A 25,848-nucleotide genomic window follows, 5' to 3' on the forward strand; every position below is an offset into this window, starting at 1 on the left:
GGTGGGGGTGGCGCCCCGTCAGGCTTGGCCAGGATCAGGCGCCGGTGTCCGGCAGGGCCGGGGGCTTGACCGGGGTGGTGCTGGGCGCCGACGAGGTCGGGGCCGGGCTGGTCACCGGGGCGTGGTCACCGGGGCGTGGTCACCGGGAAGCCGGAGAAGTAGGCGGTGGTCGAGGTCGCCGGTGCCGCACTTGAAGTGGCAGGTGGCAGCGGAGCGGTTGCCACGGGTGTGGCCGAACATCGGCAGCAGCTTGAGGTCCTTGGGCATGAGGGGTTCTGCTCGAGGTACGGGGACGACCGTCGTCGCGAGAAGGCTCTCCGCGCGTCACGAGATCGATCCGGACATCCATTGAACACTCAATGACCGAGCGGTGCCGGGCCTCAGCGGTTCTTCTTGCCCTTGTCCTTCTTCTGCTTGTCAGCGGCCTTCTTCGGCGCGGCCTTGGCCGACTTGTCCTTGTCGGGCTTGGCCTTCTTGCCGGCCTTCTCGTTCTTGGCCTTCGTCTTCTTCGACGCGGACGAGGTGCTCTCGTCCAGCCTGGTCCTCTTGCCGTTCGCCGCCTTGGCCTTGGCCTTCTTCTTGGCCTTGGACTTCTTGCCCCCTGCGGGTGCACCCTGGTCGGCCAGCACCTCGGCGACCCGGGCGGCGGTCTGCTCGAACCGGCTGCGGGCGGCCGGGCTGCGGGTGTCTCCCCCGCGGCGTCGCAGCGGCACCTCGGCTTCGACGAGCAACTGCTGGACGAATCCGTAGCTGCGTCCCAGGTCTGCCGCGATCGGCCGGATCGCCTCCCCCGCCAGGTAGCGGCGGGCCACCCACTGGGCCATCTCGGCCCGGGCCTCACCGGTGATGCGGGCACCAGCGATCACTGTCATGGCTCGGGCTCCTCGGTCGGCGTCGGCGGAAGTCCCTGCACAGACTACGCGAGCGCCGCTGCGCCCGTGCAACCCGGGTGCGGCGTGATCACCCGCAGTTGCGGGGTCAGGCCGGTGCGGGGTCAGGCCAGGGCGATCAGGTCGGCGTAGTCCTGGCTCCACAGGTCTTCGACGCCGTCGGGCAGCAGCAGCACCCGGTCGGGTTCCAGGGCTTCGACGGCCCCCTCGTCGTGGGTGACCAGGATGACGGCACCCTGGTAGGTGCGGATGGCGTCGAGCACCTGCTCACGGCTGACCGGGTCGAGGTTGTTGGTGGGCTCGTCCAGCAGCAGCACGTTGGCGGCAGAGACGACCAGGGTGGCCAGGGACAGTCGGGTCTTCTCACCACCGGACAGCACCCGGGTGGGCTTGTCGACGTCGTCGCCGGTGAACAGGAACTGGCCCAGGATCTTGCGGCATTCGGTGGCGTTCAGGTCGGCCGCCGCCCGAGTCATGTTCTCGAGCACGCTGACGTTCATGTCGAGCAGGTCGTGTTCCTGGGCGAAGTAGCCGAGCTTGAGCCCGTGCCCGGGAATGACCCGGCCGGTGTCGGACTGTTCGGCGCCGGCCAGGATGCGCAGCAGGGTGGTCTTGCCCGCCCCGTTGAGCCCGAGGATGACCACCTGGGAGCCCCGGTCGATGGCCAGGTCGACGCCGGTGAACACCTCGAGCGAGCCGTAGGTCTTGGAGAGGCCCTCGGCCATCAGGGGGGTCTTGCCGCAGGGGGCCGGAGTCGGGAAGTTGATGTTGGCGACCTTGTCCTGCACCCGCTCACCCTCGATGCCCTGCAGCAGCCGTTCGGCGCGGCGGGCCATGTTCTGGGCGGCGACGGCCTTGGTGGCCTTGGCGCGCATCTTGTCGGCCTGGGCCATCAGCTGGTCGGCCTTCTTCTCGGCGTTGATGCGTTCACGGCGGCGTCGCTTCTCGTCGGTCTCACGCTGCTGCAGGTAGCGCTTCCAGTCCATGGAGTAGATGTCGAGTTCGGAGCGGTTGGCGTCGAGGTGGAAGACCTTGGTGACGGTGGCGGCCAGCAGGTCGGTGTCGTGGCTGATCATCAGGACGCCGCCGGGGTAGCCCTGCAGGTAGGTGCGCAGCCAGGTGATCGAGTCGGCGTCGAGGTGGTTGGTGGGTTCGTCCAGCAGCAGGGTGTCGGAGCCCGAGAACAGGATGCGGGCCAGCTCGACGCGGCGGCGCTGGCCACCGGAGAGCTGGCGGACCGGCTGGTCGAGCACCCGGTCGGGCAGGCCGAGGTTGGCGCAGATCCGGGCTGCTTCCGACTCGGCGCCGTAGCCGCCGGCCGCGACGTGTTCAGCCTCGGCGCGGGCGTAGGCGTCCATGGCCTTCTGGCGGCGCTCACCGCTCGCCTCGGCCATCTCGTGTTCGTAGCGGCGCAACCGGGCCAGCACCTGGTCGAGGCCGCGAGAGGACAGGATCCGGTCGCGGGCGGTGACGTCGAGGTTCCCGTCGCGCGGGTCCTGCGGCAGGTAGCCGAGCTTGCCGGTGCGGGTGACGAGGCCACCCGACGGCTGCCCCTCCCCGGCCAGGATCCGCGTCATCGTGGTCTTGCCGGCGCCGTTGCGGCCGACCAGGCCCACCTTGTCACCGGGCAGCACCTGGAACGAGGTCGGCATCAACAACGTACGGGCACCGACGGTGACTTCGAGATCCTTGACTTGCAGCACGATGAACCATTGTCCGCCCTCAGCGGGCCCCAGCCAAACCAGTTCGCGCAGGGCACCAACGCCACAGCGGTGGCAAACCGTTGGTAGTCGAACGGTTTGCCACCGCTGTGGGTGACCTGGTGGGCGGGCTCAGACGTTGTAGCCGATGGCCCGCAGCTGTTCGCGGCCCTCGGCGGTGATCATCTCCAGCGACCACGGCGGCAGCCAGACCCAGTTGATGGCCACCGAGTCGACCAGGCCCTCGAGCACCGTCTGGGTGTCGTATTCGATGCGGTCGGTCAGCGGGCAGGTGGGGCTGGTGAGGGTCATGTCGATGGTGGCGTTGTTCTGCTCATCGACCTGGACGCCGTAGACCAGGCCGAGGTCGACGACGTTGACCATCAGCTCCGGGTCGACGACATCACGCATGGCCTCGACCACGTCGTCGATCTTGGCGATCTCGGTCGGTGCGTTGATGTCGGGCAGGTCGTCCTTGACCAGGTCGGACGGTCGCGTCGCCTGGGCCTGCTCGGTGTGGGAATCGCTGGTCATCATGCCTCCTGTGCTGCTGGTGACTGCTGGTCTGCGGTGGCTCGCAACAGGGCGTCACGCAGGGCCGACCAGCCCAGCATGGCGCACTTCACGCGGGCCGGGAACTGGGCCACCCCGACGAAGGCGATGCCGTCCTCGAAACGGTCCTCGTCCGGTTCGATGGCGCCCTGGGACTGCATCATGGTGACGAACTCGTCGTGCAGGGCCAGGCTGTCGGCCACGTCGCGCCCGATCACCAGGTCGGTCATCACCGACGTGGAGGCCTGAGAGATCGAGCAGCCCTCGGCGTCGTAGGACACGTCAGAGATCACGTCCCCGTCCACGTCGACGCGCAGGGTCAGTTCGTCGCCGCAGCTGGGGTTGACGTGGTGCACCTCGGCGTCGAAGGGTTCGCGCAGCCCGGCGTGGTGCTTCTCGCGGTAGTGGTCCAGGATGATCTCCTGGTACATCTCCTCGACGTTCATCAAAGGGCTCCTGCCTGCGCCGCCCGGGCCGCGCGTTCGGCGCGTCGTTCGGCGAATGTTTTGCGGGGGGTGTGGGGGCGGGTGCGCCCGGCGAAGAAGTCGCGGGCGTAGGCCACCGCTTCGGCCAGCACCTCGATCTCGGCCTCGGTCGTGTACAGGGCCACGCTGGCCCGCGACGAACTCTGCACCCCGAGCCGGTCGTGCAGCGGACGAGCGCAGTGGTGCCCACCCCGGATCGCCACGCCCCGTGAGTCGGTCAGCTGCATCAGGTCGTGGGGATGGACCCCCTTGACGGTGAACGCCACCGCTCCCCCGCGGTCGACGGCCGGGTCGGTCGGGCCCAGCACCCGCACCCCGTCGATGCCGAGCAGGCTGTCGACCAGGTGGCGGGTGATGGCGACCTCGTGGTCGGCGACCTGCTGCATGCCGATGCCGGAGAGGTAGTCGATCGCCGCGGCCAGGCCGATGGCCTGCACGATCGGTGGGGTGCCCGCCTCGAACCGGGCCGGCGGCGGGGCGTAGGTGGAACCCTCCATCCGGACCACCTCGATCATCTCGCCACCACCGAGGAACGGTGGCAGTTCGGCGAGCAGGTCACGACGACCCCAGAGCACACCGATGCCGGTGGGCCCGCAGAGCTTGTGCCCGGTGAAGGCCAGCAGATCGACGCCGAGCGCAGCCACGTCGGTGACCCGCTGCGGGACGCCCTGCGCACCGTCGGCGACCATCACGGCACCGAACCGGTGCGCCCAGGCGGCCACCTGGGCGATCGGGTTGACCGTGCCGACCACGTTCGACACCCAGGTGAGGCTGACCACCTTGGTACGTTCATTGATCAGGTCCTCAGCGCGGGCCTTGTCGAAGTCGAGCTGCCCGTCGTCGGTGATGTCGAACCAGCGCAGGGTCGCTCCGCTGCGCTGGCAGGCCAGCTGCCACGGGACGATGTTGGAGTGGTGCTCCATCACCGAGACCACGACCTCGTCCCCGGGGCGAAGCCGCGAACCCAGGGTGTGGGCGGCGAGGTTCAGCGCTTCGGAGGCGTTCTTGGTGAACACCACCTCGTCGGCACCGGCGGCACCGATGAAGCGGGCCACCGTTTCACGGGCACCCTCGAAGGCCGCGGTCGATTCGGCGCCGAGCTGGTGCATGGCGCGGGCGACGTTGGCGTTGTGCTCGAGCAGGTGCTCCGACATCGCCTCGACGACCTGCCGTGGCTTCTGGGACGTGTTGCCCGAGTCCAGGTAGGTGAGCGGGTACCCGTTGACCTGTCGGCCCAGGATGGGGAAGTCGGCCCTGATGGCCTCAACGTTGTATGTCATCTCACCTGCTCTCAATGTTCTTGGACCCGGGCGCATTCCCGCCCGCGAGAAATGGGCCTCACGCGGTGGCGGCGGCCTTCACGAACTTCTCGTAGCCCTCGACCTCGAGACGGTCGGCCAGCTCAGCGCCGCCCTCCTCGACGATGACACCGTCAACGAACACGTGCACGAAGGTCGGCTTGATGTAGCGCAGGATGCGGGTGTAGTGGGTGATCAGCAGCACACCGCGGTCCTCGTTGCTCATGTAGCGGTTCACGCCGTCAGAGACGATGCGCAGGGCGTCGATGTCCAGGCCCGAGTCGGTCTCGTCCAGGATGGCGAACTTCGGGTTGAGCAGCTCGAGCTGGGCGATCTCGTGGCGCTTCTTCTCACCACCGGAGAAGCCCTCGTTGACCGAACGGCCGCTGAACTCGCTGTCGAGCTGCAGGCGGTTGAGGGCCTCGTTGACCTCCTTGACCCAGGTGCGGACCTTGGGGGCCTCACCGTCCAGGGCGGTCTTGGCGGTGCGCAGGAAGTTCGACACCGACACGCCCGGCACCTCGACCGGGTACTGCATCGCCAGGAACAGGCCGGCGCGGGCCCGCTCGTCGACGGTCAGCTCGGTCAGCTCGACGCCGTCGAGCTTCACCGACCCCTGGGTGATCGTGTACTTGGGGTGGCCGGCGATGGCGTAGGCCATGGTCGACTTGCCCGAGCCGTTGGGGCCCATGATGGCGTGGATCTCACCGGGGTTGATGGTGAGGTTGACACCCTTCAGGATCGGCTTGGGGCCGCTCTCGGTCTCGACATCGACGTGCAGGTTGCTGATCTCCAGCTTCGACATGTTCTCCAGGCTTTCTGTGTTCTTGATGCGTGTTCGGGGGTCGCCTCAGGCGACGGGCAGCGGGTTGTCGGCGTCGACCTCGAGGTCGTCGCCGTTCAACCGCACGGGGTAGACGGGCACCGGCTGGGTGGCCGGCAGGTTGAGGACGGCGCCTGTGCGCAGGTCGAACCTGGAGCCGTGCAGGTAGCACTCGATGGTGCAGTCCTCCACGTCGCCGTCGCTGAGGGCCACCTTGCCGTGGCTGCACTCGTTGTGGATGGCGAAGTACTCCCCCTCGTGGCTGACGATGGCGACCTCGAACTCCTCACCGGCGTCGGTGACGACGTCGACGGGGAGCGGCAGGTCCTCCTCCAGCTCCGAGGTCTGGGCAACGACGCGCCAGGTCACTGGACGACCTGGAGCTCGTTCTCGACGATGTCGCGCAGGTGTTCCTCGATGTCCTCGATGCCGATGCGACGGATGATGTCCCAGAAGAAGCCGTGCACGACCAGGCGGCGGGCCTCCGACTCGGGGATGCCGCGGCTGCGCAGGTAGAACAGCTGCTCGTCGTCGAAGCGTCCGGTGGTCGAGGCGTGACCGGCGCCGGCGATCTCGCCGGTCTCGATCTCCAGGTTCGGCACCGAATCGGCCTGACAGCCGTCGGTCAGGACGAGGTTCTTGTTCGACTCGTAGGTCTCGATGCCCTCGGCGACCTTGCGGATCAGCACGTCACCGATCCACACCGAGTGCGCACCCTTGCCCTGCAGCGCACCGCGGTAGTCGACATTCGACTTGGTGTGCGGGGCGTTGTGGTCGACGAACAGGCGGTGCTCGATGTGCTGGCCGGCGTCGACCAAGTACAGGCCGAACTGCTCCAGCGAACCGCCGGGGCCGTCGAAGCGGCTGTTCTCCTGCAGGCGCACGTCGCCGCCGATCGAGACGGTGATGGTCTTGACCTGGGCGTCACGGCCCACGCGCAGCGAGCGCTGGCCGCCGTGGACGGCACCCTCGGCCCAGTCCTGCACGGTGATCAGGTTCAGGGCGGCCCCGTCACCGACGATCACGTCGAGCTTCTCGGCGTAGTCAGCCTTGCCCTCGAACTTGACCACGACGGTGGCCTTGGCGAAGCGACCGATCGACAGCACGTAGTGGTCGCGGGCCTGGCCCTCGTTGCCCTTGGCGGTGAAGACGATCGGCTTGGTCAGCTCGGCCTCGGCCGGCACCTCGATGTGGGTGCGGTAGACGCTCTGCTCGGCGGCCAGGGCGGACACCCGGTCGACGGGCGCCTCGACGGCCAGCGCGCGGGCCTGCTCGGCGGTCAGCTCGGTGACGGTGACGCCCTCGGCGCCGGGGGCCAGCGACCAGTCCAGCGTGCCGATCTCGTCGGCGGGGTTCAGCAGGTCAGCGAAGCGCTTGATCGGCGTGAACCGCCAGATCTCCTCGCGACCGGTGGGCATCGGGTGGTCCTCCACGGCCCAGGAGGGGGTGGGGTGCAGGTGTGACTCGACGGTCTCGATGGCCCTTGCCACCGCCGGCTGCTCAGTCGTGACTGACAACGTTCCTCTTTCTCGTTCTGTGTCTCGGGTGGTGCTGCTGGTGGCCGCGGCAGGTGCCGCGGCCGGCGACGTGGGGTCCGGCCTCAGCCGACGGCCCCCTCCATCTGCAGCTCGATGAGCCGGTTCAGCTCCAGGGCGTACTCCATGGGCAGCTCACGGGCGATCGGCTCGACGAAGCCGCGCACGATCATCGCCATGGCCTCGTCCTCCTCCATGCCGCGGCTCATCAGGTAGAACAGCTGGTCGTCGGAGACCTTCGAGACGGTGGCCTCGTGGGCCATCGAGACGTCGTCCTCACGCACGTCGACGTAGGGGTAGGTGTCCGAACGGCTGATGGTGTCGACCAGCAACGCGTCACACTTGACCGAGCTGGCCGAGTGGTGGGCACCCTCCTGCACCTCGACCAGGCCGCGGTAGGACGAACGGCCCCCGCCGCGGGCCACCGACTTGGAGATGATCGAGCTCGAGGTGTGCGGGGCGCAGTGCACCATCTTCGAGCCGGCGTCCTGGTGCTGGCCCTCGCCGGCGAAGGCGATCGACAGGGTCTCACCGCGGGAGTGCTCGCCCATCATGTAGACGGCCGGGTACTTCATGGTGACCTTGGAACCGATGTTGCCGTCGATCCACTCCATGGTCGCGCCCTCTTCGCAGGTGGCGCGCTTGGTGACCAGGTTGTACACGTTGTTCGACCAGTTCTGGATGGTCGTGTAGCGCACGCGGGCGTTCTTCTTCACCACGATCTCGACGACCGCCGAGTGCAGCGAGTCCGACTTGTAGATCGGGGCGGTGCAGCCCTCGACGTAGTGCACGTAGGAGCCCTCATCGGCGATGATCAGGGTGCGCTCGAACTGGCCCATGTTCTCGGTGTTGATCCGGAAGTAGGCCTGCAGCGGGATCGAGACATGGACACCCTTGGGCACGTAGATGAACGAGCCGCCCGACCACACGGCGGTGTTCAGCGAGGCGAACTTGTTGTCGCCGACGGGGATGACGGTGCCGAAGTACTCCTGAAACAGCTCGGGGTGTTCCTTCAGCGCGGTGTCGGTGTCGAGGAAGATCACGCCCTGGCGCTCGAGCTCCTCGTTGATCTTGTGGTAGACGACCTCCGACTCGTACTGGGCGGCGACGCCGGCCACCAGCCGGGCCTTCTCTGCCTCGGGGATGCCGAGGCGGTCGTAGGTGTTCTTGATGTCCTCGGGCAGGTCGTCCCAGGTGTTGGCCTGCTTCTCGGTCGACCGGACGAAGTACTTGATCGTGTCGAAGTCGATCTCGGAGAGGTCGGCGCCCCAGCTGGGCATGGGCTTGCGCTCGAACATCTTCAGGCCCTTCAGGCGAAGGTCCAGCATCCACTGCGGCTCGTTCTTGAGTCCGGAGATGTTCTTGACCACGTCAGGGTTCAGGCCACGCTGCGCGGCCGCCCCGGCGGTGTCACTGTCGTGCCAACCCCACTGGTAGCTGGAGAGGGCTTCGATGTGCTCGTCCTGGGTGGCGCCGGTGCCCGGTGCCATCGGGCGACTGTTCTCGACCTGGGTCATATCGTTGCGGACCTTTCCTGATGGGGGTCAGTGTTTCTGGCTTGAGGTGTTGCTGGTCTGGGGTGCTGGGAGTCAGCTGGTGGGTGCCACGGGGCGGGGCACATGCGTGGTGCAGACCCCGTCGCCGTGGGCGATGGTGGCCAGCCGCTGGACGTGCGAGCCCAGCAGCCGACCGAAGAGTTGGGTTTCCGCCTCGCACAGCTGGGGGAACTCAGCGGCCACGTGCGCCACCGGGCAGTGGTGCTGGCAGATCTGCTCCCCCGACGAGACGGGTTGGACTGAAGCGACGTAGCCGGTGGCCGACAGCGCCTTGGTGAGCGCCTGGACGGGGGTGGCATCGGGGTCCTCGGACCGCGCCAGACGATACCGCGCCTCGACGTCGGCGACACGCCGCTCGGCCAGTTCGGAGACGGCCAGCGACCCGGCGACACTGGCCAGAGCACGCAGCGCGTCGACGGCCAACTCATCATAGGCCTGGTAGAAATCAGCCCGGCCGCGGTCGGTCAGGTAGAACACGCGCGACGGACGACCACGGCCCCTGGGACCGTAGACCCGCTGCTCACGGCTGCCGATGGCGCCGTTGTCGGTCAGGGTGGCGAGGTGGCGGCGGACAGCGGCCGGGGTCAGGCCCAGTCGTTCGGCCAGTTGGCTGGCCGTGCTGGGACCGCACTCCAGGATGGACTGCAGGACGCGCTCCCGGGTGTCGACCTCCACGGCCTCGACTCGAGCTGCCGCCGTCGGCGGCTCGGGGTGGGTGGACTCGACTCCGGGCGAGGTTGAGGTCGAGTTTTTCACGACACAATCATTTCTTATTTGGGCGCCAGACTCAAACCGGTCCGCCTGCTGGACCATCGTCGGACCCGGGCTGCAAGCGCCCGCCCGGGGCCCCGGATTTCACTCGACACCCCCGCGCAGTTCACGTGGGCGTTGGGAATATCACCAAACGTGTAACGGATGGGACACGGGGTCCATCGGGAGGTGCATTCAGACCTCCGATGTAGTACAAACAGCACGTCAAGCACGACGCCGTGTGACCACGGTCAAGGCCGACCGCACCCCTGAAAGGCACTTCATTGAGCATCAACCGTCGACTCCTGTTTCAGAGCGGCCTGGCCGCCACCGCCGTGGGCATCCTGGCCGCCTGCGGATCGGATGACACCGGTCCGGCAGCGAGCACCGCTGCCTCGACCACCGCGGCCTCGTCCAACCCGCCCGCTGACGCCGGCCAGATCACCCTGTGGGTGGACGCGAACCGCGCCCCGGTCCTGAAGCCGCTCGCCGAGCAGTTCAAGGCTGACACCGGGGTCACGGTGAACCTGGTCATCAAGGACAACCAGAAGATCCCCGACGAGTTCATCACCCAGGCGCCCACCGGCAAGGGCCCCGACGCCATCATCACCGCCCACGACAACATCGGCCGCTTTGTCGAGAACGGTGTGGTCGCCCCGCTGGAGCTGGGCGATGCCTCGGTCTTCCAGGAGGTCTCGGTCCAGGGCTTCACCTACAACGGCAATGTCTACGGTGTGCCCTACGCCATCGAGAACATCGCCCTGCTGCGCAACACCGAGATGGTGCCTGAGGCGCCGGCGACCTGGGCCGACCTGCTCACCGCTGCCGAGGGCAAGGGCAAGTACAAGGTGCTGGTCGGCCTCGACCCGAAGGCCTCCGACCCCTACCACCTGTACCCGCTGCAGACCTCCTTCGGTGCGCCGGTCTTCGAACTGCAGGACGACGGCTCCTACGACGCCTCGAAGCTGGCCATGGGCGGCGAGAACGGCGGTAAGTTCGCCGAGTGGCTCGCCCAGATGGGCAAGGACGGGGTGCTTTCGCTCAATATCTCCCCCGACATCGCCAAGGACCAGTTCGTGAAGAAGCAGTCCGCCTTCTTCATCACCGGCCCGTGGAACCTGGAGGCCGTCAAGGACGCAGGGTTCGCCTACGCCATCGACCCGGTGCCGCCGGCCGGTGACCAGAACGCCGCCCCCTTCGTCGGTGTGCAGGGCTTCGCGATGTCGGCCAAGTCGACCAACACCGTGGCCACCCAGAAGTTCCTGGTCGAGTACATCGGCTCGCAGCAGGCGCAGGAGGCCCTGTTCAAGGAGGGCAACCGTGCCCCCGCCAACAAGGCCGCCTTCGAGACCGCCAAGGCCGATGCCGACGTCGCGGGTTTCGGTGCCGTGGGCGCCACCGGTGTGCCGATGCCGAACGTGCCCGCCATGGGCTCGGTCTGGGCTGACTGGGGCCAGACCCAGGCCAACATCATCGGCCAGAAGGCCGGAGACCCGAAGGATGCTTGGGCCAAGATGGTGACCACCATCGAAGGCAAGATCTGAGGGGTCACCCCCAAGTGAGCAGCTGTGCGGGGTGGGTCGCTATCGACCCACCACGCACGCTGGTCCACCACCACTCACCCGGCGGCGCCGTGCCGCCCTGTCGACGCGCAGAAAGCAGCCGATGAGCACCTCCCTCGAAGAACGCGAAGCCAAAGGCACCAGGGCCCGGGCGACCTACTCGACCCCGCTGTGGGTGTGGGTCATCAAGATCGTTCTGCTCGGTACCATCACCGCCATCGCCCTGCTGGGGGCGCTGACGGCGGCCACCAAGGGGTCCTGGCTGGTCATGGCCGGGTTCCTGGTGATCGCCCTGGTCTGCCTGCTGGTCTACCTGCCGCCGAACAGGTTCCTGCCCGCCAAGTACCTCACCCCGGGGCTGATCTTCCTGCTCATCTTCACCGTCGGCGCGATGATCTACACCGTCTGGGTGGCCTTCACCAACTACGGCGACGGGCACTCCGTGAGCAAGGACGACGCGATCGTCTCGATCCTGCAGCAGAACCAGGCCCGTGTCCCCGACACCCCCGCCTACCCGGCGGCGGTGGCCGAGAAGGACGGCATGCTCTGGCTGGTCATCGTGAAGGACGACCAGGTCCTGGTCGGTCACAACGGGCAGCCGATGGAACCGGTCGAAGGGGCCGAACTGACCAGCCTCGGTGGCGTCCGCTCGGTGCCCGGCTTCCGCACGCTCGAGTTCGCGGAACTGTCGAGCCGCTCGGCCGAGGTCGGTGACCTGCAGGTGCCACTCACCGACAACGCCGCCGACGGCTACTACCGCACCACGACCGGCTCGCAGGCCTTCGTGTACAACTCCACGATCACCTACGACCAGGCCGCCGACACCTTCACCGACACCAACGGGGTGGTCTACACCGACAACGGTGAGGGCAACTTCGCCTCCCCTGACGGCCGCACCCTCGACCCGGGTTGGCGGGTCGCGGTCGGCTTCGACAACTTCAGGACCGCCTTCTCCAGTGAAGAGATCCGCGGGCCGTTCCTGGCGATCACCGCCTGGACCTTTGCCTTCGCGTTCCTCAGCGTGCTGACCACCTTCGTCCTGGGCCTGTTCCTGGCGATCGTGATGAACGAGCCGCGGATGACCGGGCAGAAGGTCTACCGCACCCTGCTGATCCTGCCCTACGCCTTCCCGGCCTTCCTGTCGGCGCTGATCTTCGCCGGCCTGTTCAACCAGGAGTTCGGGTTCGTCAACCAGGTGCTGCTGGGCGGGGCCGACATCCCCTGGTTGACCGATGCGACGTGGGCGAAGGTGGCGATCCTGCTCACCAACCTGTGGCTGGGCTACCCGTACATGTTCCTGGTCTCCACCGGTGCGCTGCAGTCGATCCCTGAAGACATTCTCGAGGCCGCCAAGGTCGACGGGGCCTCACCGTGGCGCACGTTCATGAGCATCAAGCTGCCGCTGCTGATGGTGCCGCTGGCGCCGCTGCTGATCAGCTCGTTCGCCTTCAACTTCAACAACTTCACCCTGGTCTTCCTGCTGACCAGGGGGTGGCCGCAGTTCGCCGACACCTCCCTGAACGTCGGCCACACTGACATCCTGATCACCATGGTCTACAAGCTGGCCGGCCTCGACGGCTCGACCCGCCACGACTACGGGTTGGCCTCGGCCTTCTCCATCCTGATCTTCATCCTCGTCGGCCTCGTGTCCTACATCGGATTCCGCCAGACCAAGACCCTGGAGAACCTGAACTGATGAGCACCCCACAGATTCGTCCCGACCGCAGCACCCAGAAGCTCGGCTTCGGCAAGTGGCTCGCCCGGGTGGGCTGGCGCCACCTCGTCGCCATCGTGGCGGTGGTCTTCGCCGCGTTCCCGCTGGTCTACGTGCTGTCGGCCTCCCTGAATCCGCACGGCACCCTGACCGGCTCGAACACGCTGTTCACCACGTTCTCGCTGGAGAACTACCAGCGCCTGCTCAGCGACCCGATCCGCCCCTACGGGCGCTGGTATGCCAACACCTTGTTCATCGCCGGCACCACCGCCGTGGTCACCGTCCTGCTCGGGGCGATGGCCGCCTATGCCTTCAGCCGCCTGCGGTTCAAGGGTCGTCGTCCGGGGTTGATGAGCCTGCTGCTGATCCAGATGTTCCCCCAGCTGCTGATGGTGGTGGCCATCTTCCTGCTGCTCTCGGCGTTGGGTGACGTGATCCCCGCGCTGGGTATCGGGTCGTCGATCGCGCTGATCCTGGTCTACCTGGGTGGCGCGCTGGGCACCAACACATACCTGATGTACGGCTTCTTCAACACGGTGCCGATGGCACTGGACGAGGCGGCCAAGGTGGACGGCGCCGGTCATGCACGCATCTTCTTCACGATCATCCTGCGGCTGGTCGCCCCGATTCTGGCGGTGGTGGGCCTGCTGAGCTTTGTGGCCACCTTCAACGAGTACGTGGTGGCCTCGGTGGTGCTGGGCAACGACCCGAACCACAACACGCTCGCGATCGGCCTGTACCAGTACGTCTCGAGCGAGTTCAACACCTACTGGCAGGTCTTCGCAGCCGGTGCGGTGCTGGCCGCCCTGCCGGTGCTGGTGCTGTTCCTGTGGTTGCAGAAGTACATCGTCTCCGGCCTGACCGTCGGTGCGGTGAAGTAGGCCCTGACCGGCGGCCGCTGCCCCGGTGGAGGGGCGGGGGCCCGCTCGCCTAGACTGATCGGGTGCTTGACCAGACCCCCCTACTGAGCCTGGACGACGTCCACCTGCGTTTCGGTGACACCCGGGCGCTGGCCGGCCTGACCCTGTCGGCCCACGCCGGGCAGGTGACCGCCGTCCTCGGGCCCAACGGCGCCGGCAAGACGACCATGGTGCGCTGCTGCACCGGGCTGTACCAGCCCGACTCCGGCAGCATCACCATCGTCGGCGGTGCCCCCGGCACCGCCCGCGCCCAGGCCGAGGTCGGGGTGATGCCGCAGTCAGCCGGCACCTGGAATGCGATCCGGGCCCGTGAACTGCTGGTGCACCTGGCCGGTATGCACACCAACCCCCAGCCCGTCGACGAACTGATGGACCTGCTGGGCATCAGCCATGTCGCCAACACCGCCTACCGCCGGCTGTCGGGCGGCCAGCAGCAGAGCCTCAACCTGGCCGCCGCCCTCATCGGACGACCCCGGCTGGTCTTCCTCGACGAACCCACCGCCGGGCTCGACCCGCACGTGCGCCGCCAGGTGTGGCAGGTGATCGGCTCCCTGCGTGATGCCGGCGTCGGCGTGGTGCTGAGCACCCACCTGATGGACGAGGCCGAGGCGCTGGCCGACCAGGTGTGGATCATGAATGCCGGTCGGGTGACCGCCTCGGGCACCGTCGCCGAGCTGACCGCCACCCAGAGCCTCGAAGAGGTCTTCCTGTCCACCACCACCCCGGGGGGCCAGTGATGACCACCGCCACGCTCGACCTCACACCTCGTCCGGGTGCCCAGCCGGCCCTGCGCCGGGTGTGGCGCCAGGGCCTGCTCGAAACCCGGTTGATGATCCGCCAGGGCGAGCAGGTGCTGCTGGCCCTGGTGATCCCGGTCGCCCTGCTGGTCGGCGGCACGCTCGTCGGCGGGCGTTTCGGCCTGGACCGTGACCCGCTGGTCGGGTCGGTGCTGGCGATGGCGGTCTGGTCGACGGCCTTCACCTCCATCGCCATCGCGACCGGTTTCGACCGGCGCCAGGGTGTGCTGGAACGCCTGGCGGCCACCCCACTGGGCCGCACCGGACTGGTCGGCGGCAAGATCGTGGCGGTGGTGCTGATGACAGCCCTCCAGTGGGTGGTGCTGCTGGGGGTCGGCCTCCCCCTGGGGTGGCGCCCGTCAGCCGGGTTCACCACTACGCTGGTCATGCTGGTCGGGGTCGTCCTGGCGGCAGCGGCGTTCACGGCGCTGGCCCTGGCCCTGGCCGGGACCCTGCGGGCCGAGGCCACGCTGGGGCTGGCGAACCTGATCTACCTGGTCGGCCTGGTAGCCGGCATCGTGGTCTCCCCCGCGGCCCTGGGGTCGCCGTGGCGGACGGTGGTCGAACTGCTGCCGACCGGCGCGTTGGGTGAAGTAATGCGTGCCTGGACCGGTTCCGCACCCGCCCCGTGGTGGGCGCTGCTGGTCCTGGCGGTGTGGGCGCTGGCAGGGTTCCTGCTGGCCAGAAAGGTGTTCCGATGGACCATGTGACCGTTGAGCAGACCCCGGTGGGAACCGGGCGCCCGCTGTGGCGCCGGTGGTGGGACCAGCTGACCGACAACCACCGGGCGCTGGTGGCCTGGACCACCGCGAGCCTGGTCGGCAACATCCTCATCATGGTCACCGGCGCGTTCGTCCGGCTGACCGGGTCGGGGCTGGGCTGCCCCACCTGGCCGCAGTGCGATGACGGTTCCCTGGTGCCCCACGAGGGGCTCGGCTACCACGGCATCATCGAGTTCGCCAACCGGACGCTGACGTTCCTGCTGGTCGTGCTCGCGCTCGGGGTGTTCATCGCCGCGGTGCGTTCGGGAGCCGACAAGTTCACCGTGCGGTGGGCGTTCATCGCCGGCCTGGGCATCCCGCTGCAGGCTGTCATCGGCGGCATCACGGTGCTCACCCACCTGAACCCCTACGTCGTCGGACTGCACCTGATGGCCTCGCTGGTGCTGGTGATGGTGCTGACGGTGCTGCTGATGCACATCAGGGGTGTCCCCCGTGACGTCGTCCCGGGACCCGCCAACCTGGTCGCGAAGCTGGCCTGCGCCTTCATGTTTGTCGCCTGCTGGCTGGGCACCCTGGTCACCGGGTCGGGCCCCCATTCGGGTGGTGGCCCGGTCTCGGGTGTGCATCGCACCGGCCTCGACATCGCCATGATCGCCCGGGTGCACTCATTGTCGGTCTGGGCCACGGTCGCCCTGAGCGTGCTGGCCCTGCTGCTGTTGCGCCGGGCCGGGTCGTCCGCGGTGCGGTTCGCGTGGGCGCTGCTGGCCGCCGAACTGGTGCAGGGTGCGATCGGCTATTACCAGTACTTCACGGGGGTGCCGATGGTGCCGGTGCTGTTCCACCTGCTGTTCGCCGGTGTCGCCATGTCGGCGGCCACCGCGTTGGCGTGGTCGGTGCGGCCTCAGGCGAAGATGAGCGGGTCGATGGCGGCAGCGACGAACACCAGCGCCAGGTAACTGTTCGACCAGTGGAACAGCCGCATCGGCTTGAGGGCGGCGTCACGCAGGCCGGCCCGGGCCCGGCGGTACAACTGGACTGCCTCCCACAGGAAGACGAGGCCGAGGACGCCTGCCACCAGCGGGTAGAGCCAGCCCGTGCCGGCGACCGGCCACAGGGCCAGTGAGGTGACCACTGTCGCGACGCTGTAGACCAGGATGCGCACCGCCACCCCGGGGGCGTCCAGCACGACGGGCAGCATCGGCACCCGGGCAGCCTGGTAGTCCTCGCGGTAGCGGAAGGCCAACGCCCAGGTGTGCGGCGGGGTCCAGAAGAAGACGATCAGGAACAGGATGATCGGCGGCAAGTCGACCGACCCGGTGATCGCGGTCCACCCGATCAGCGGTGGGAAGCAACCGGCGATGCCACCCCAGACGATGTTCTGGGAGGTGCGACGCTTCAGCAGCATGGTGTAGACGAACACGTAGAATGCGTTCGCCGCCACGGCCAGCCCGGCCGAGAGCCAGTTGGCGCCGAAGCCGAGGACGAGCACCGAGGCGATGCCGAGCACCACCCCGAAGACGGTGCCCCGGGTGGGGCTGATCAGGTGGCGCGGCACCGGGCGACGGCGGGTCCGGCGCATCACTTCGTCGATGTCGCGGTCGAACACGCTGTTGAACACGTTGGCGCTGGCGGCGGCGAACAGCCCACCCAGCATGGTGGCCACGGCCGTCCACAGCGGCGGCACCCCCCCGGCGGCCAGAAACATGGCCGGAATCGTGGTGACCAGCAGCAACTCGATGATGCGCGGCTTGGTCAGGGCCACATAAGCCCGCACCACGTCACCGATGCCGGTCCCCGCCTCGGCCGCCCCGGTCAGGGGACGGGGGTCGAGCGCCTCAGTGGCGCCGGGGGCGGGCATGGGCGAGGTCACGAGCAGTCCTTAGCACAGGGGTCGGGGTCAGTGGGTTCGGGGTCAGTCCGGGACAGTGTACGCCGACCTCGACGACTTCCCCGAATGTGCCGCCACCCCCGGACTAGAGTGAGTTCCAAGCCGCCCGTCACCTTCCCATGCAGGAGGAAACACATGACCGCCAACCCCCGCACCGCCGCGCTCAGCCAGGCCGGTGTCTCGATCTGGCTCGACGACCTGTCCCGTGAGCGCCTCAACTCGGGCAACCTGGCCGACCTGATCGAACGACTCTCCGTCGTGGGTGTCACCACCAACCCCACCATCTTCGCCAAGGCGCTCGGTGATGGTGCCTCCTACGGGGAGCAGCTGCGGGCCACCGCCGACCAGGGTGTCGAAGGTGTCATCCGCGAGCTGACCACCACCGACGTGCGCAATGCCTGCGACCTGTTCACCGACATCCACACCGCCAGCCAGGGCTTCGACGGACGGGTCTCGATCGAGGTCGACCCTCGGCTCGCCATGGACGAGGAGGGCACCGTCGCCCAGGCCGCGGAACTGTACGAGAAGGTCGGCCGCGCCAATGTGCTGATCAAGATCCCCGCCACCAAGCCCGGCCTGTCGGCGATCCGGCGCACCATCGCCGCCGGCATCTCGGTCAACGTCACCCTGATCTTCTCCAACGAGCGCTACGGCGAGGTGATCGACGCGTACCTGTCCGGCCTTGAGGATGCTGCTGCCGCCGGCATCGACCTGTCCGGGATCCACTCGGTCGCCTCGGTCTTCGTCTCCCGCATCGACACCGAGGTCGACAAGCGGCTCGACGCCATCGGCGGCGAGGAGGCCGCAGCGCTGCGCTCCCAGGTGGCGATCGCGAACACCCGGTTGGCCTACCAGCTCTACGAGCAGGAGTTCGGTGGGGAGCGTTTCGCGGCGCTCGCCGCCAAGGGCGCCAACCGTCAGCGTCCCCTGTGGGCCTCGACCGGGGTGAAGGACCCGGCACTGCCCGACACCCGCTACGTCGACGAGCTGGTGGCCGGCGGGGTGGTCAACACCATGCCGGAGAACACGCTGCAGGCGGTCGCCGACCACGGCTCCGAGTCCCCCAGCGACCAGGTCACCACCAACTACGAGCAGGCCGCCGAGGTCATCGCCCGGACGAAGGCGCTCGGCATCGACTTCGACGACGTCTTCGCGGTGCTGGAGTCGGAGGGCGTGGAGAAGTTCGAGCAGTCGTGGAATGACCTGCTCGAATCCACGCAGGCCGAACTCGACAAGCTGTGAAGTAGGCTGGTCACCGCTCGCGGCACCGGGTGCCGCTCGCGTCCCGGGTCGGCAACCCGACCCGGGACGTTCCCTGTTGCGCCACCCCAGTGGCGCCGGCCAGCACGACCCAGGAGATCCCACGTGACGCCACCCGTCCACCGGAACAACCCGCTGCGCAACCCCGCCGACTACCGCCTGCCCCGCATCGCGGGCCCGTCGGTGCTGGTGATCTTCGGTGTGACCGGTGACCTGTCACGCAAGAAGTTGATGCCGGCGGTCTACGACCTGGCCAACCGTGGCCTACTGCCGCCCGGCTTCGGGCTGGTCGGTTTCGCGCGCCGCGACTGGGAGACCCAGGACTTCGCCAAGGAGGTGCACGACTCGGTCAAGCAGCACGCCCGCACCGAGTTCCGTGAGGAGGTCTGGCAGCAGCTGCTCGAGGGCATCCGGTTCGTCCCGGGCCGCTTCGACGACGACGAGTCCTTCGTTCGGTTGAAGGAAACCCTGCGTGACCTCGACGAGTCGCAGGCCACCGGCGGCAACCACGCCTTCTACCTGTCGATCCCACCGTCATCGTTCGAGCCGGTGGTCAGCCAGCTGAAGAAGCACGGCATGGCCGAGCGTCGCGAGGGCCAGTGGAGCCGGGTCGTCATCGAGAAGCCGTTCGGCCACGACCTGGAATCGGCCCGCGAACTGGACGCCGTGGTCAGCTCGGTGTTCCCGGCCGAGTCGGTCTTCCGGATCGACCACTACCTGGGCAAGGAGACTGTCCAGAACATGTTGGCGTTCCGGTTCGCCAACCAGATGTTCGAGCCGATCTGGAACAACAACTACGTCAGCCACGTGCAGATCACCATGGCCGAATCGATCGGCATCGGTGGGCGCGCCGGCTACTACGACGGCGTCGGTGCCGCCCGTGACGTGATCCAGAACCACCTGCTGCAGTTGCTGGCGCTGACCGCGATGGAGGAGCCGAACAGCTTCGAGGCCGCCCAGCTGCGGGTGGAGAAGCAGAAGGTGCTCGCCGCGACCCGGGCGCCCGCCGACATCGATGCGCACACCGCTCGCGGGCAGTACCTGGGTGGCTGGCAGGGTGCCGAGAAGGTGAAGGGCTACCTGGAGGAGGACGGCATCCCCGCCGACTCGACCACCGAAACCTACGCCGCGATCCGGGTCGACGTGGACAACCGCCGCTGGGCCGGGGTGCCCTTCTACCTGCGCACCGCCAAGCGGATGCCGCGCCGGGTGACCGAGGTGGCGCTGCAGTTCAAGCCCGCCCCGCACCTGCCGTTCAACGCCAGCGACACCGAGGCCCTGGGCACGAACGCGCTGGTCATGCGCATCCAGCCGGACGAGGGCATCACCATGCGGTTCGGCGCCAAGGTGCCCAGCACGCAGATGGAGATCCGTGAGGTGTCGATGGACTTCGACTACGGCGGTTCGTTCACCGAGTCCAGCCCGGAAGCCTATGAGCGGCTCATCCTCGACGTGCTGCTCGGTGACCCCCCGCTGTTCCCCCAGCAGGAGGAGGTGGAGCTGTCCTGGCAGATTCTGGACCCCATCCTGGAACGCTGGGCCGAGAGCGGCACCCCCGAGGGGTACGCGCCGGGCACCTGGGGGCCGCAGAACAGTGTCGACATGCTGGCCCGGCAGGGCTTCAGCTGGCGTCGTCCGTGATGTGAGGAAGCAGAACCGATGATCAAGAACCTGCATGACACCAACGCCACCGAGATCTCCAATGCGCTGATCCGGGCCCACTCCGAGCAGGGCCCGGCCACCGGCATGGTGCACACCCTGCTCGTGGTCTGCCGCGAGGACATCCGTGAGCGGGCCCTGGGGGCGGCGCTCGACGCCGCACGGGAACACCCGTCACGGGTGATCCTGGTGGTCGAGGCCAACGGTGGCCACGACGCCCCGCAGGGCCTGTGCGCCGAAATCCGCGTCGGCGAGGGGTTGCCCGGTGACGTGGTCAGCCTCGACGTGCCCGCCAGCCTGGAGGACCACCTCGACACCATCCTGCTGCCGCTGCTGCTGCCGGACTCCCCCGTGGTGGCCTGGTGGCCGGGTGACAGCCCCGAGAAGCCCGCCGACACGCTGATCGGCAAGCTCGCCACCCGCCGGATCACCGACGCCGGTGGGGTGGCCGACCCGTTGGCGGCGCTGGCCGTGCGGGCCGAGCACCATGCCCCGGGCGACACCGACCTGACCTGGACCAGGCTGACCAGCTGGCGTGCGCTGCTGGCGACCGCACTGGACCTCTACGACGGCCAGGTGCAGGGCGGGATCGTTGAAGCCGCACCCCACAACGCACCGGCCGAGCTGATGCGGGCCTGGCTCAGTTCGTGCCTGGGCATCGACGTGGACCGGCTCGACACCGCCGGGCCCGGGATCACCGGTGTGCGGTTGCACACCCCCGACGGTGACATCTCGCTGCTGCGTCCCAGCGGCGGCCAGATCGCCAGCTACACGGTGCCGGGGCAGCCCACCCGCAGCGTCGCCCTGCACCGGCGCAACATGACCTCGCTGATCACCGAGGAGTTGCGGCATTCGCAGCCCGACGAGGTGTTCGAGAGCGCCACCCGGGAGTATCTGACCAGGCTCAAGGCAGACCAGGCCCGGGGTACCCATCCGCGGGTCCAGTCCCCCAGCGAAGGAGCAAGCTGACATGTCGACCAGGACCCAGGTGCCCCGAGTTCTGCGCTATTCCAGCAGCGACGAGCTGGCCGATGCGGTGGCCAGCCTGCTGCTGACCCGGCTCGTCGAGCTGCAGGCCAAGGGTGAGGTGCACGTCTGCCTCACCGGTGGCCGGATCGCCAACCGGATGTACGAGTCGCTGGCGAGCCTGGCCGAGGGCTCCGAGCTGGACCCCTCGAAGCTGCACCTGTGGTGGGGCGACGAGCGTTTCGTCCCGCTGACCGACCCCGACCGGAACGCCAGCCAGTCGTTCGGGATCCTGGCGCGCACGATCTCGCTTCGTCCGGGCCAGACCCACGCGATGCCAGCCACCGACGGACGAGCCGACTCCGACGAGGCGGCGTTCAGCTACGCCCGCGAGCTCGGTGACACCGTCTTCGACGTCTGCCTGCTCGGCATGGGTGAGGACGGCCACGTGGCCTCCCTGTTCCCGAACCACCCCTCGTTCACCCAGCCCACCTCGGCCATGGTGATCGGGGTCAGTGACAGCCCCAAGCCCCCTTCTGAGCGAGTGTCCCTGACCATCCCGGCGATCAACCGCTCCCGCGCCGTGTGGGTCCTGGTCAGCGGCGAAGCCAAGGCCGAGGCCGTCCAGCGCACCATCGGCGGCGACCCCTCCCTGCCTGCCACCGCCGTCCAGGGCCGCGAGGAAACCTTCTTCTTCCTCGACCAGGCCGCCGCCAGCCTGCTCCCCCGCTACAACTGCCAGCTGTAGGTCATCGCGTTGCCGCGCCCCTCGTGGGACCCCCGCACCCGCACCGCGCGCTCATCCGAGCTGCATTCGTTGCACGTGCGCAAAGACTGCAGGTCACCCCACCCGGACGAGGCGCATTCCTTGCACGTGCGCAAAGAGTGCAGGTCCAGCGGCTGCCCACCACAGCTGTGGGCCGCCCCATCTACAGGATGAACGGCGCCGCCCGGGCACCACGCACCCCTCCTGGTCACCGCCCACCCAATGCCGGCACGCTGCACCCCGATCGGAGCACCACGCACCCATTGCTGGCACGGCGCACCCCTCAGAACCCGGCAGAAGGGGTGCGCCGTGAACCGACAGGGTGCGTCGTGCCTCCAGGGGGGTGCGTCGCGCACTGAGAGGGTATGCCGCCGGCCGCAGGCAGGCTGATCGGAGTCGCCCGCGTCGTCCGACCTGCGATTTTGCGCCCAGGCAACGAATACACCCCGCCCCACCCGGACGAGGCGCATTCCTTGCACCCACGCAAAGACTGCAGGCCCCACCCCGGACGAGGCGCTTTCCTTGCACGTGTGCAAGGACTGCAGGTGCGTGCCGCCCACCCCGCCACGGACCCCATCTGCAGCCCGAACCCACGTCTGCGAACCCACTCCCCATCTACAGCCCGAACCTGCTTCTGCACGTCGTACAGCCCCGCAGACTCAGGCACGCACTGCAGACGCCAACTGGCTCTGCGGACTCAGGCACGCACTGCAGACGCCAACTGGCTCTGCAGACGCAGTCACGCACTGCAAACGCCACCGGGCTCTGCGGACGCAAAAGCGGGCCCTGCACGAATGCGGGCCCGCCTTGTTTGAATGGTTTGCGCGGAACCCGCCGATCACCGGGGCCCACAGGGGTTTGCGCGGCCGCTGAGCGAGCGAGGAACGAGCGAGTCGAAGCCCGGAGCGCGAGCGAGCGAGATACGAGCGAGGAGCGCGACAATGCTCGGAGAGCCGCGCACGCGGGCGGAGCCCGCGAATCACTCAGTAGAAGATTTCCCCGCTGGCGCGGCGCAGGCGCAGGTCCGACAGGGCTTCGGCCAGGATCTCGGCGGCCTCGGCGTCGGTGCGACGCTCCTTCACGTAGGCCAGGTGCGTCTTGTAGGGGATGGTCTTCGGGGGCGGCGGCGGGTTGCTGGAGTCCATGTTCGCCGGGAGGCCACAGCGGGGGCAGTCCCAGGTCTCGGGAACCTGCGCCTCGGCCGAGAAGGCAGGACGGGTCTCGTGATGGTTCGAGCAGAAGTAGGACACGTGCAGGCGCGGTGCACTGTCGCCGCGTTCGGCCTCTCCCATCGGCCCGGCTCCGACACGACTTCCCCTGATGGCGCTGCCACCGACCACTTGACGTTCTCCCTCTCGATTGCCATCCGCGCCGATTGGTGCGGACGACGTCTTGCAATGTCCGTGCTTGTGCGGCGCACTCAGGCGCGCTCCCCCACGGTGGGGACTTGGTTCCTGGATCGGGTCAGAGGCCCAGCCTGTACAGGGCGAGCAGCCCGAAGATGCACATCAACCAGACGATGCCGACGAAGATGGTCAGCTTGTCGAGGTTGCGCTCGGCGACCGAGGTGCCGCCCATGGAGGTGGACATGCCACCACCGAACAGGTCGGACATGCCGCCACCGCGGCCCTTGTGCAGCAGCACCGACGCCGCCAGCAGGATGCTCGCGACAACCAGCACGATCGACAGCGTCAGGATGGGCCAGCTCGCCAGGGGAACCAAAGTCACCCGGACAGATTACCTCACCGGCGCGGGAATCCCACATCCGGCCCCGCTCCCTTGGGCATCCACCCCTCGCAGGCCGACCTGCGTTCGCGCCGGACGGAAAGTGCCCCGCCCGGAGCACGGGCGGGGCACTGTCCATGGCTGGTGTCGGTACCTCAGCGCTGGTGTCGATACCTGGTGTCGACGCAGCTGACCGGTCAGGCGGGCAGCGCGTAGAACCGGACGATGCCGGCGAACTCCTCCGGGTCGAGGCTGGCGCCACCGACCAGGGCACCGTCCACGTCAGGCTGGGCCATGATCTGGGCGATGTTCGCCGCCTTCACCGAACCGCCGTACTGGATGCGCACGGAGTCAGCGGTCTCCTGGTTGTGCATCTGGGCGATCTCGGCACGGATGGCGCCGCACACCTCCTGGGCGTCCTCCGGGGTGGCGACCTCACCGGTGCCGATGGCCCAGACCGGCTCGTAGGCGATCACGAGCCCGGCGACCTGCGCCGACGGGATGCCGGCCAAGGTGCCACGCACCTGCGCGATGGTGTACTCGACCTGCTTGCCCTCCTTGCGGACGTCCAGGCCCTCCCCCACGCAGATGATCGGGGTCATGCCGTGCTCCAGGACCTTCTTGGCCTTGGTGTTGATCAGGGCATCGTCCTCGCCGTGGTACTCACGACGCTCCGAGTGGCCGACGGCGACGTAGCTGCAGTTCAGCTTCGCCAGCATCTGCGCCGAGATCTCACCGGTGTAGGCACCCTTGTCGTGGGCAGACACGTCCTGGGCGCCGTGGACGATCGGCAGCCGGTCACCCTCGATGAGGGTCTGCACGGTGCGGATGTCGGTGTAGGGGGTCAGCACGACGCACTCGGACTGCTCCGGGTCCCACTGCTTGTCGTTCAGGGTCCAGGCCAGCTTCTGCACCAGGCCGACGGCCTCAACGTGGTTGAGGTTCATCTTCCAGTTGCCGGCCATGATGGGCTTGCGGGTCACTTGTCTTCCTCCAGAACGGTCAGGCCGGGGAGCTCCTTGCCCTCCAGGTACTCCAGCGAGGCGCCGCCACCGGTCGAGATGTGGCCGAAGGCCTCATCGGCGAAGCCGAGGTCGCGCACCGCGGCAGCCGAGTCGCCGCCACCGACGACCGACAGCCCGTCGACCTCGGTCAGGGCCTGCGCGACGGCCTTGGTGCCGTTCGAGAACTCTTCGATCTCGAAGACGCCCATGGGGCCGTTCCAGAACACGGTCTTCGCGCCGCGGATGGCGTCGGCGAACAGCTTCTCGGACTCGGGGCCGATGTCCAGCCCGGCCTTGCCGGCGGGGATGGCGTCGGCAGCGACGACCTCGACGTCACCCTGGGGGGTCTTGGCGGCGAAGTCGGCGCCGTCGGCGACGCGCACGTCGACGGGCAGGATGATCTGCTTGCCGGCGGCAGCAGCCTCGTCCAGGTAGCGCTTGCACGTCTCGACGTTCGACTCGTCGACGATGGAGTTGCCGATCTCGAAGCCCTGGGCCTTGAGGAAGGTGAACAGCATGCCCCCGCCGATCACCAGGGTGTCGGCGATCTTGAGCAGGTTGTCGATGACGTTGAGCTTGTCGGCGACCTTCGCACCACCGAGGACGACCACGAACGGGCGGGCCGGGTCCTTGGTGAGGGTGGCGAGGATGTCGGTTTCCTTCTTCACGAGGGTGCCGGCAGCGCTGGGCAGCAGCTTGGCGACGTCGTAGACCGAGGCCTGCTTGCGGTGGACGACACCGAAGCCGTCGGAGACGAAGACGTCACCGAAGGCGGCGTACTTGGCGGCCAGTTCGGCGCGCTCGGCCTCGTCCTTGGACTCTTCGGCCGGCTCGTAGCGAACGTTCTCGAGCAGGGCGATCTCACCGTCGGCCAGCGAGTCGACGGTCTGCTTCGCGGAGTCACCGACCACGTCGGCGGCGAGCTTCACCTCGGTGCCTAGCAGCTCGGAGAGCCGGGCAGCGACCGGGGCCAGCGAGTACTTGGGGTTGGCCTCACCCTTGGGACGACCCAAGTGGGCCATGACCGCGACGCGGGCGCCGGCGTCACGCAGCTCGGTGAGGGTGGGGAGGGCGGCGCGGATGCGTCCGTCGTCGGTGATGGTCTGGCCGTCGAGGGGAACATTGAAATCGCAGCGGATGACCACGCGCTTTCCGCGCAGGTCACCCAGTTCGGATACTGACTTCACAGCGAGATGCCTTTCGTTCGAAACAGGGAGGTGCCGGGTTGCTGGCCCCGGGGACGACGAAGGGGCGGGGTGATCCACCCCACCCCTTC

26 protein-coding genes are annotated in these 25,848 nt (G+C 68.1%); 10 read left to right on the forward strand and 16 right to left on the reverse strand.

What is annotated here, in order from left to right; translation table 11 throughout:
• Positions 1 to 111: 111 nt before the first annotated feature.
• The 11 genes from ACQE3C_RS07775 to ACQE3C_RS07825 all read right to left on the reverse strand — a co-directional run bounded on the left by ACQE3C_RS07775 (position 112) and on the right by ACQE3C_RS07825 (position 9,595).
• On the reverse strand, positions 112 to 267 hold the full coding sequence (locus ACQE3C_RS07775) for a hypothetical protein (RefSeq protein WP_434538611.1): 156 nt from the start codon (positions 265 to 267) through the stop codon (positions 112 to 114).
• A gap of 113 nt (positions 268 to 380) precedes the next feature.
• Positions 381 to 872: a helix-turn-helix domain-containing protein gene (locus tag ACQE3C_RS07780; RefSeq protein ID WP_434538612.1), complete on the reverse strand. Its 492-nt coding sequence runs from the start codon at positions 870 to 872 to the stop codon at positions 381 to 383.
• Positions 873 to 994: 122 nt separating this feature from the next.
• The gene (locus tag ACQE3C_RS07785) at positions 995 to 2,593 is read right to left on the reverse strand and encodes an ABC-F family ATP-binding cassette domain-containing protein (RefSeq protein WP_434538613.1); all 1,599 of its coding nucleotides are present in this window, start codon (positions 2,591 to 2,593) and stop codon (positions 995 to 997) included.
• 129 nt (positions 2,594 to 2,722) lie between these two features.
• Positions 2,723 to 3,124, reverse strand: coding sequence for a metal-sulfur cluster assembly factor (locus tag ACQE3C_RS07790; RefSeq protein ID WP_434538614.1), 402 nt, complete (start codon positions 3,122 to 3,124; stop codon positions 2,723 to 2,725).
• Positions 3,124 to 3,588, reverse strand: a complete 465-nt coding sequence (sufU, locus tag ACQE3C_RS07795; protein ID WP_434538615.1) for a Fe-S cluster assembly sulfur transfer protein SufU — start codon at positions 3,586 to 3,588, stop codon at positions 3,124 to 3,126. Before sufU ends, ACQE3C_RS07790 begins: the two co-directional genes overlap by 1 nt.
• Positions 3,588 to 4,907 (reverse strand): cysteine desulfurase, encoded by a 1,320-nt coding sequence (locus tag ACQE3C_RS07800; RefSeq protein ID WP_434538616.1) that lies wholly within the window; start codon positions 4,905 to 4,907, stop codon positions 3,588 to 3,590. Before ACQE3C_RS07800 ends, sufU begins: the two co-directional genes overlap by 1 nt.
• Positions 4,908 to 4,965: 58 nt before the next feature.
• Positions 4,966 to 5,730 (reverse strand): Fe-S cluster assembly ATPase SufC, encoded by a 765-nt coding sequence (gene sufC / locus ACQE3C_RS07805; RefSeq protein WP_434538617.1) that lies wholly within the window; start codon positions 5,728 to 5,730, stop codon positions 4,966 to 4,968.
• A gap of 45 nt (positions 5,731 to 5,775) precedes the next feature.
• Positions 5,776 to 6,117 (reverse strand): non-heme iron oxygenase ferredoxin subunit, encoded by a 342-nt coding sequence (locus tag ACQE3C_RS07810; RefSeq protein ID WP_434538618.1) that lies wholly within the window; start codon positions 6,115 to 6,117, stop codon positions 5,776 to 5,778.
• Positions 6,114 to 7,352: a Fe-S cluster assembly protein SufD gene (gene sufD, locus ACQE3C_RS07815; RefSeq protein ID WP_434538705.1), complete on the reverse strand. Its 1,239-nt coding sequence runs from the start codon at positions 7,350 to 7,352 to the stop codon at positions 6,114 to 6,116. Before sufD ends, ACQE3C_RS07810 begins: the two co-directional genes overlap by 4 nt.
• A complete protein-coding gene (gene sufB, locus ACQE3C_RS07820) occupies positions 7,349 to 8,800 on the reverse strand; it encodes a Fe-S cluster assembly protein SufB (RefSeq protein WP_434538619.1) in 1,452 nt (483 codons plus the stop codon). The genes sufD and sufB overlap by 4 nt, the downstream gene beginning before the upstream one ends.
• 72 nt (positions 8,801 to 8,872) lie before the next feature.
• Positions 8,873 to 9,595 carry a helix-turn-helix transcriptional regulator gene (locus ACQE3C_RS07825; protein WP_434538620.1) on the reverse strand — a complete coding sequence of 241 codons (723 nt, stop codon included), beginning with the start codon at positions 9,593 to 9,595 and terminating at the stop codon, positions 8,873 to 8,875.
• Between the two features lie 440 nt (positions 9,596 to 10,035).
• Between ACQE3C_RS07825 and ACQE3C_RS07830 the strand changes: the two genes are divergently transcribed.
• From ACQE3C_RS07830 to ACQE3C_RS07855, 6 genes are all read left to right on the forward strand, one after another.
• Entirely contained in the window at positions 10,036 to 11,133 is a 1,098-nt protein-coding gene (locus ACQE3C_RS07830; RefSeq protein ID WP_434538706.1) for a sugar ABC transporter substrate-binding protein, read from the forward strand.
• Positions 11,134 to 11,254: 121 nt separating this feature from the next.
• Positions 11,255 to 12,847 (forward strand): ABC transporter permease subunit, encoded by a 1,593-nt coding sequence (locus ACQE3C_RS07835; RefSeq protein WP_434538621.1) that lies wholly within the window; start codon positions 11,255 to 11,257, stop codon positions 12,845 to 12,847.
• Entirely contained in the window at positions 12,847 to 13,746 is a 900-nt protein-coding gene (locus ACQE3C_RS07840) for a sugar ABC transporter permease (RefSeq protein ID WP_434538622.1), read from the forward strand. Before ACQE3C_RS07835 ends, ACQE3C_RS07840 begins: the two co-directional genes overlap by 1 nt.
• A 62-nt stretch (positions 13,747 to 13,808) precedes the next feature.
• Positions 13,809 to 14,522, forward strand: a complete 714-nt coding sequence (locus tag ACQE3C_RS07845; RefSeq protein WP_434538623.1) for an ABC transporter ATP-binding protein — start codon at positions 13,809 to 13,811, stop codon at positions 14,520 to 14,522.
• Entirely contained in the window at positions 14,522 to 15,292 is a 771-nt protein-coding gene (locus ACQE3C_RS07850; protein ID WP_434538624.1) for an ABC transporter permease, read from the forward strand. The genes ACQE3C_RS07845 and ACQE3C_RS07850 overlap by 1 nt, the downstream gene beginning before the upstream one ends.
• Positions 15,280 to 16,260, forward strand: coding sequence for a COX15/CtaA family protein (locus tag ACQE3C_RS07855; protein ID WP_434538625.1), 981 nt, complete (start codon positions 15,280 to 15,282; stop codon positions 16,258 to 16,260). The genes ACQE3C_RS07850 and ACQE3C_RS07855 overlap by 13 nt, the downstream gene beginning before the upstream one ends.
• On the opposite strand, the gene ACQE3C_RS07860 is transcribed toward ACQE3C_RS07855, so the two are convergent.
• A complete protein-coding gene (locus ACQE3C_RS07860; RefSeq protein ID WP_434538707.1) occupies positions 16,206 to 17,180 on the reverse strand; it encodes a heme o synthase in 975 nt (324 codons plus the stop codon). The genes ACQE3C_RS07855 and ACQE3C_RS07860 overlap by 55 nt on opposite strands.
• A 147-nt stretch (positions 17,181 to 17,327) precedes the next feature.
• Between ACQE3C_RS07860 and tal the strand changes: the two genes are divergently transcribed.
• From tal to pgl, 4 genes are all read left to right on the forward strand, one after another.
• Complete coding sequence (gene tal / locus ACQE3C_RS07865; protein ID WP_434538626.1) at positions 17,328 to 18,434, forward strand: transaldolase; 1,107 nt, start codon at positions 17,328 to 17,330, stop codon at positions 18,432 to 18,434.
• Between the two features lie 123 nt (positions 18,435 to 18,557).
• The gene (gene zwf, locus ACQE3C_RS07870; protein WP_434538627.1) at positions 18,558 to 20,093 is read left to right on the forward strand and encodes a glucose-6-phosphate dehydrogenase; all 1,536 of its coding nucleotides are present in this window, start codon (positions 18,558 to 18,560) and stop codon (positions 20,091 to 20,093) included.
• Between the two features lie 18 nt (positions 20,094 to 20,111).
• The gene (locus ACQE3C_RS07875; RefSeq protein ID WP_434538628.1) at positions 20,112 to 21,080 is read left to right on the forward strand and encodes a glucose-6-phosphate dehydrogenase assembly protein OpcA; all 969 of its coding nucleotides are present in this window, start codon (positions 20,112 to 20,114) and stop codon (positions 21,078 to 21,080) included.
• Between the two features lies 1 nt (position 21,081).
• Positions 21,082 to 21,825, forward strand: a complete 744-nt coding sequence (pgl, locus tag ACQE3C_RS07880) for a 6-phosphogluconolactonase (protein WP_434538629.1) — start codon at positions 21,082 to 21,084, stop codon at positions 21,823 to 21,825.
• A gap of 1,001 nt (positions 21,826 to 22,826) precedes the next feature.
• Here the strand turns inward: pgl and ACQE3C_RS07885 are convergent.
• The 4 genes from ACQE3C_RS07885 to ACQE3C_RS07900 all read right to left on the reverse strand — a co-directional run bounded on the left by ACQE3C_RS07885 (position 22,827) and on the right by ACQE3C_RS07900 (position 25,759).
• The gene (locus tag ACQE3C_RS07885) at positions 22,827 to 23,183 is read right to left on the reverse strand and encodes an RNA polymerase-binding protein RbpA (RefSeq protein ID WP_434538630.1); all 357 of its coding nucleotides are present in this window, start codon (positions 23,181 to 23,183) and stop codon (positions 22,827 to 22,829) included.
• A 124-nt stretch (positions 23,184 to 23,307) separates the two neighbouring features.
• Positions 23,308 to 23,571, reverse strand: a complete 264-nt coding sequence (secG, locus tag ACQE3C_RS07890; RefSeq protein WP_434538631.1) for a preprotein translocase subunit SecG — start codon at positions 23,569 to 23,571, stop codon at positions 23,308 to 23,310.
• A 194-nt stretch (positions 23,572 to 23,765) separates the two neighbouring features.
• Complete coding sequence (gene tpiA, locus ACQE3C_RS07895; RefSeq protein WP_434538632.1) at positions 23,766 to 24,551, reverse strand: triose-phosphate isomerase; 786 nt, start codon at positions 24,549 to 24,551, stop codon at positions 23,766 to 23,768.
• The gene (locus ACQE3C_RS07900) at positions 24,548 to 25,759 is read right to left on the reverse strand and encodes a phosphoglycerate kinase (RefSeq protein ID WP_434538633.1); all 1,212 of its coding nucleotides are present in this window, start codon (positions 25,757 to 25,759) and stop codon (positions 24,548 to 24,550) included. Before ACQE3C_RS07900 ends, tpiA begins: the two co-directional genes overlap by 4 nt.
• Positions 25,760 to 25,848: the final 89 nt, after the last annotated feature.

Origin of the sequence: Aestuariimicrobium sp. Y1814, from assembly GCF_050113895.1 — a bacterium.
Lineage (GTDB): Bacteria > Actinomycetota > Actinomycetes > Propionibacteriales > Propionibacteriaceae > Aestuariimicrobium.

What these genes read in the sequence shown, in the direction of transcription:
- ACQE3C_RS07775 (WP_434538611.1), bottom strand. Translation starts at nt 267, where the DNA reads ATGCCCAAGGACCTCAAGCTGCTGCCGATGTTCGGCCACACCCGTGGC.
- ACQE3C_RS07780 (WP_434538612.1), bottom strand. Translation starts at nt 872, where the DNA reads ATGACAGTGATCGCTGGTGCCCGCATCACCGGTGAGGCCCGGGCCGAG.
- ACQE3C_RS07790 (WP_434538614.1), bottom strand. Translation starts at nt 3,124, where the DNA reads ATGACCAGCGATTCCCACACCGAGCAGGCCCAGGCGACGCGACCGTCC.
- sufU (WP_434538615.1), bottom strand. Translation starts at nt 3,588, where the DNA reads ATGAACGTCGAGGAGATGTACCAGGAGATCATCCTGGACCACTACCGC.
- ACQE3C_RS07800 (WP_434538616.1), bottom strand. Translation starts at nt 4,907, where the DNA reads ATGACATACAACGTTGAGGCCATCAGGGCCGACTTCCCCATCCTGGGC.
- sufC (WP_434538617.1), bottom strand. Translation starts at nt 5,730, where the DNA reads ATGTCGAAGCTGGAGATCAGCAACCTGCACGTCGATGTCGAGACCGAG.
- sufB (WP_434538619.1), bottom strand. Translation starts at nt 8,800, where the DNA reads ATGACCCAGGTCGAGAACAGTCGCCCGATGGCACCGGGCACCGGCGCC.
- ACQE3C_RS07835 (WP_434538621.1), top strand. Translation starts at nt 11,255, where the DNA reads ATGAGCACCTCCCTCGAAGAACGCGAAGCCAAAGGCACCAGGGCCCGG.
- ACQE3C_RS07840 (WP_434538622.1), top strand. Translation starts at nt 12,847, where the DNA reads ATGAGCACCCCACAGATTCGTCCCGACCGCAGCACCCAGAAGCTCGGC.
- ACQE3C_RS07850 (WP_434538624.1), top strand. Translation starts at nt 14,522, where the DNA reads ATGACCACCGCCACGCTCGACCTCACACCTCGTCCGGGTGCCCAGCCG.
- ACQE3C_RS07855 (WP_434538625.1), top strand. Translation starts at nt 15,280, where the DNA reads ATGGACCATGTGACCGTTGAGCAGACCCCGGTGGGAACCGGGCGCCCG.
- tal (WP_434538626.1), top strand. Translation starts at nt 17,328, where the DNA reads ATGACCGCCAACCCCCGCACCGCCGCGCTCAGCCAGGCCGGTGTCTCG.
- ACQE3C_RS07875 (WP_434538628.1), top strand. Translation starts at nt 20,112, where the DNA reads ATGATCAAGAACCTGCATGACACCAACGCCACCGAGATCTCCAATGCG.
- pgl (WP_434538629.1), top strand. Translation starts at nt 21,082, where the DNA reads ATGTCGACCAGGACCCAGGTGCCCCGAGTTCTGCGCTATTCCAGCAGC.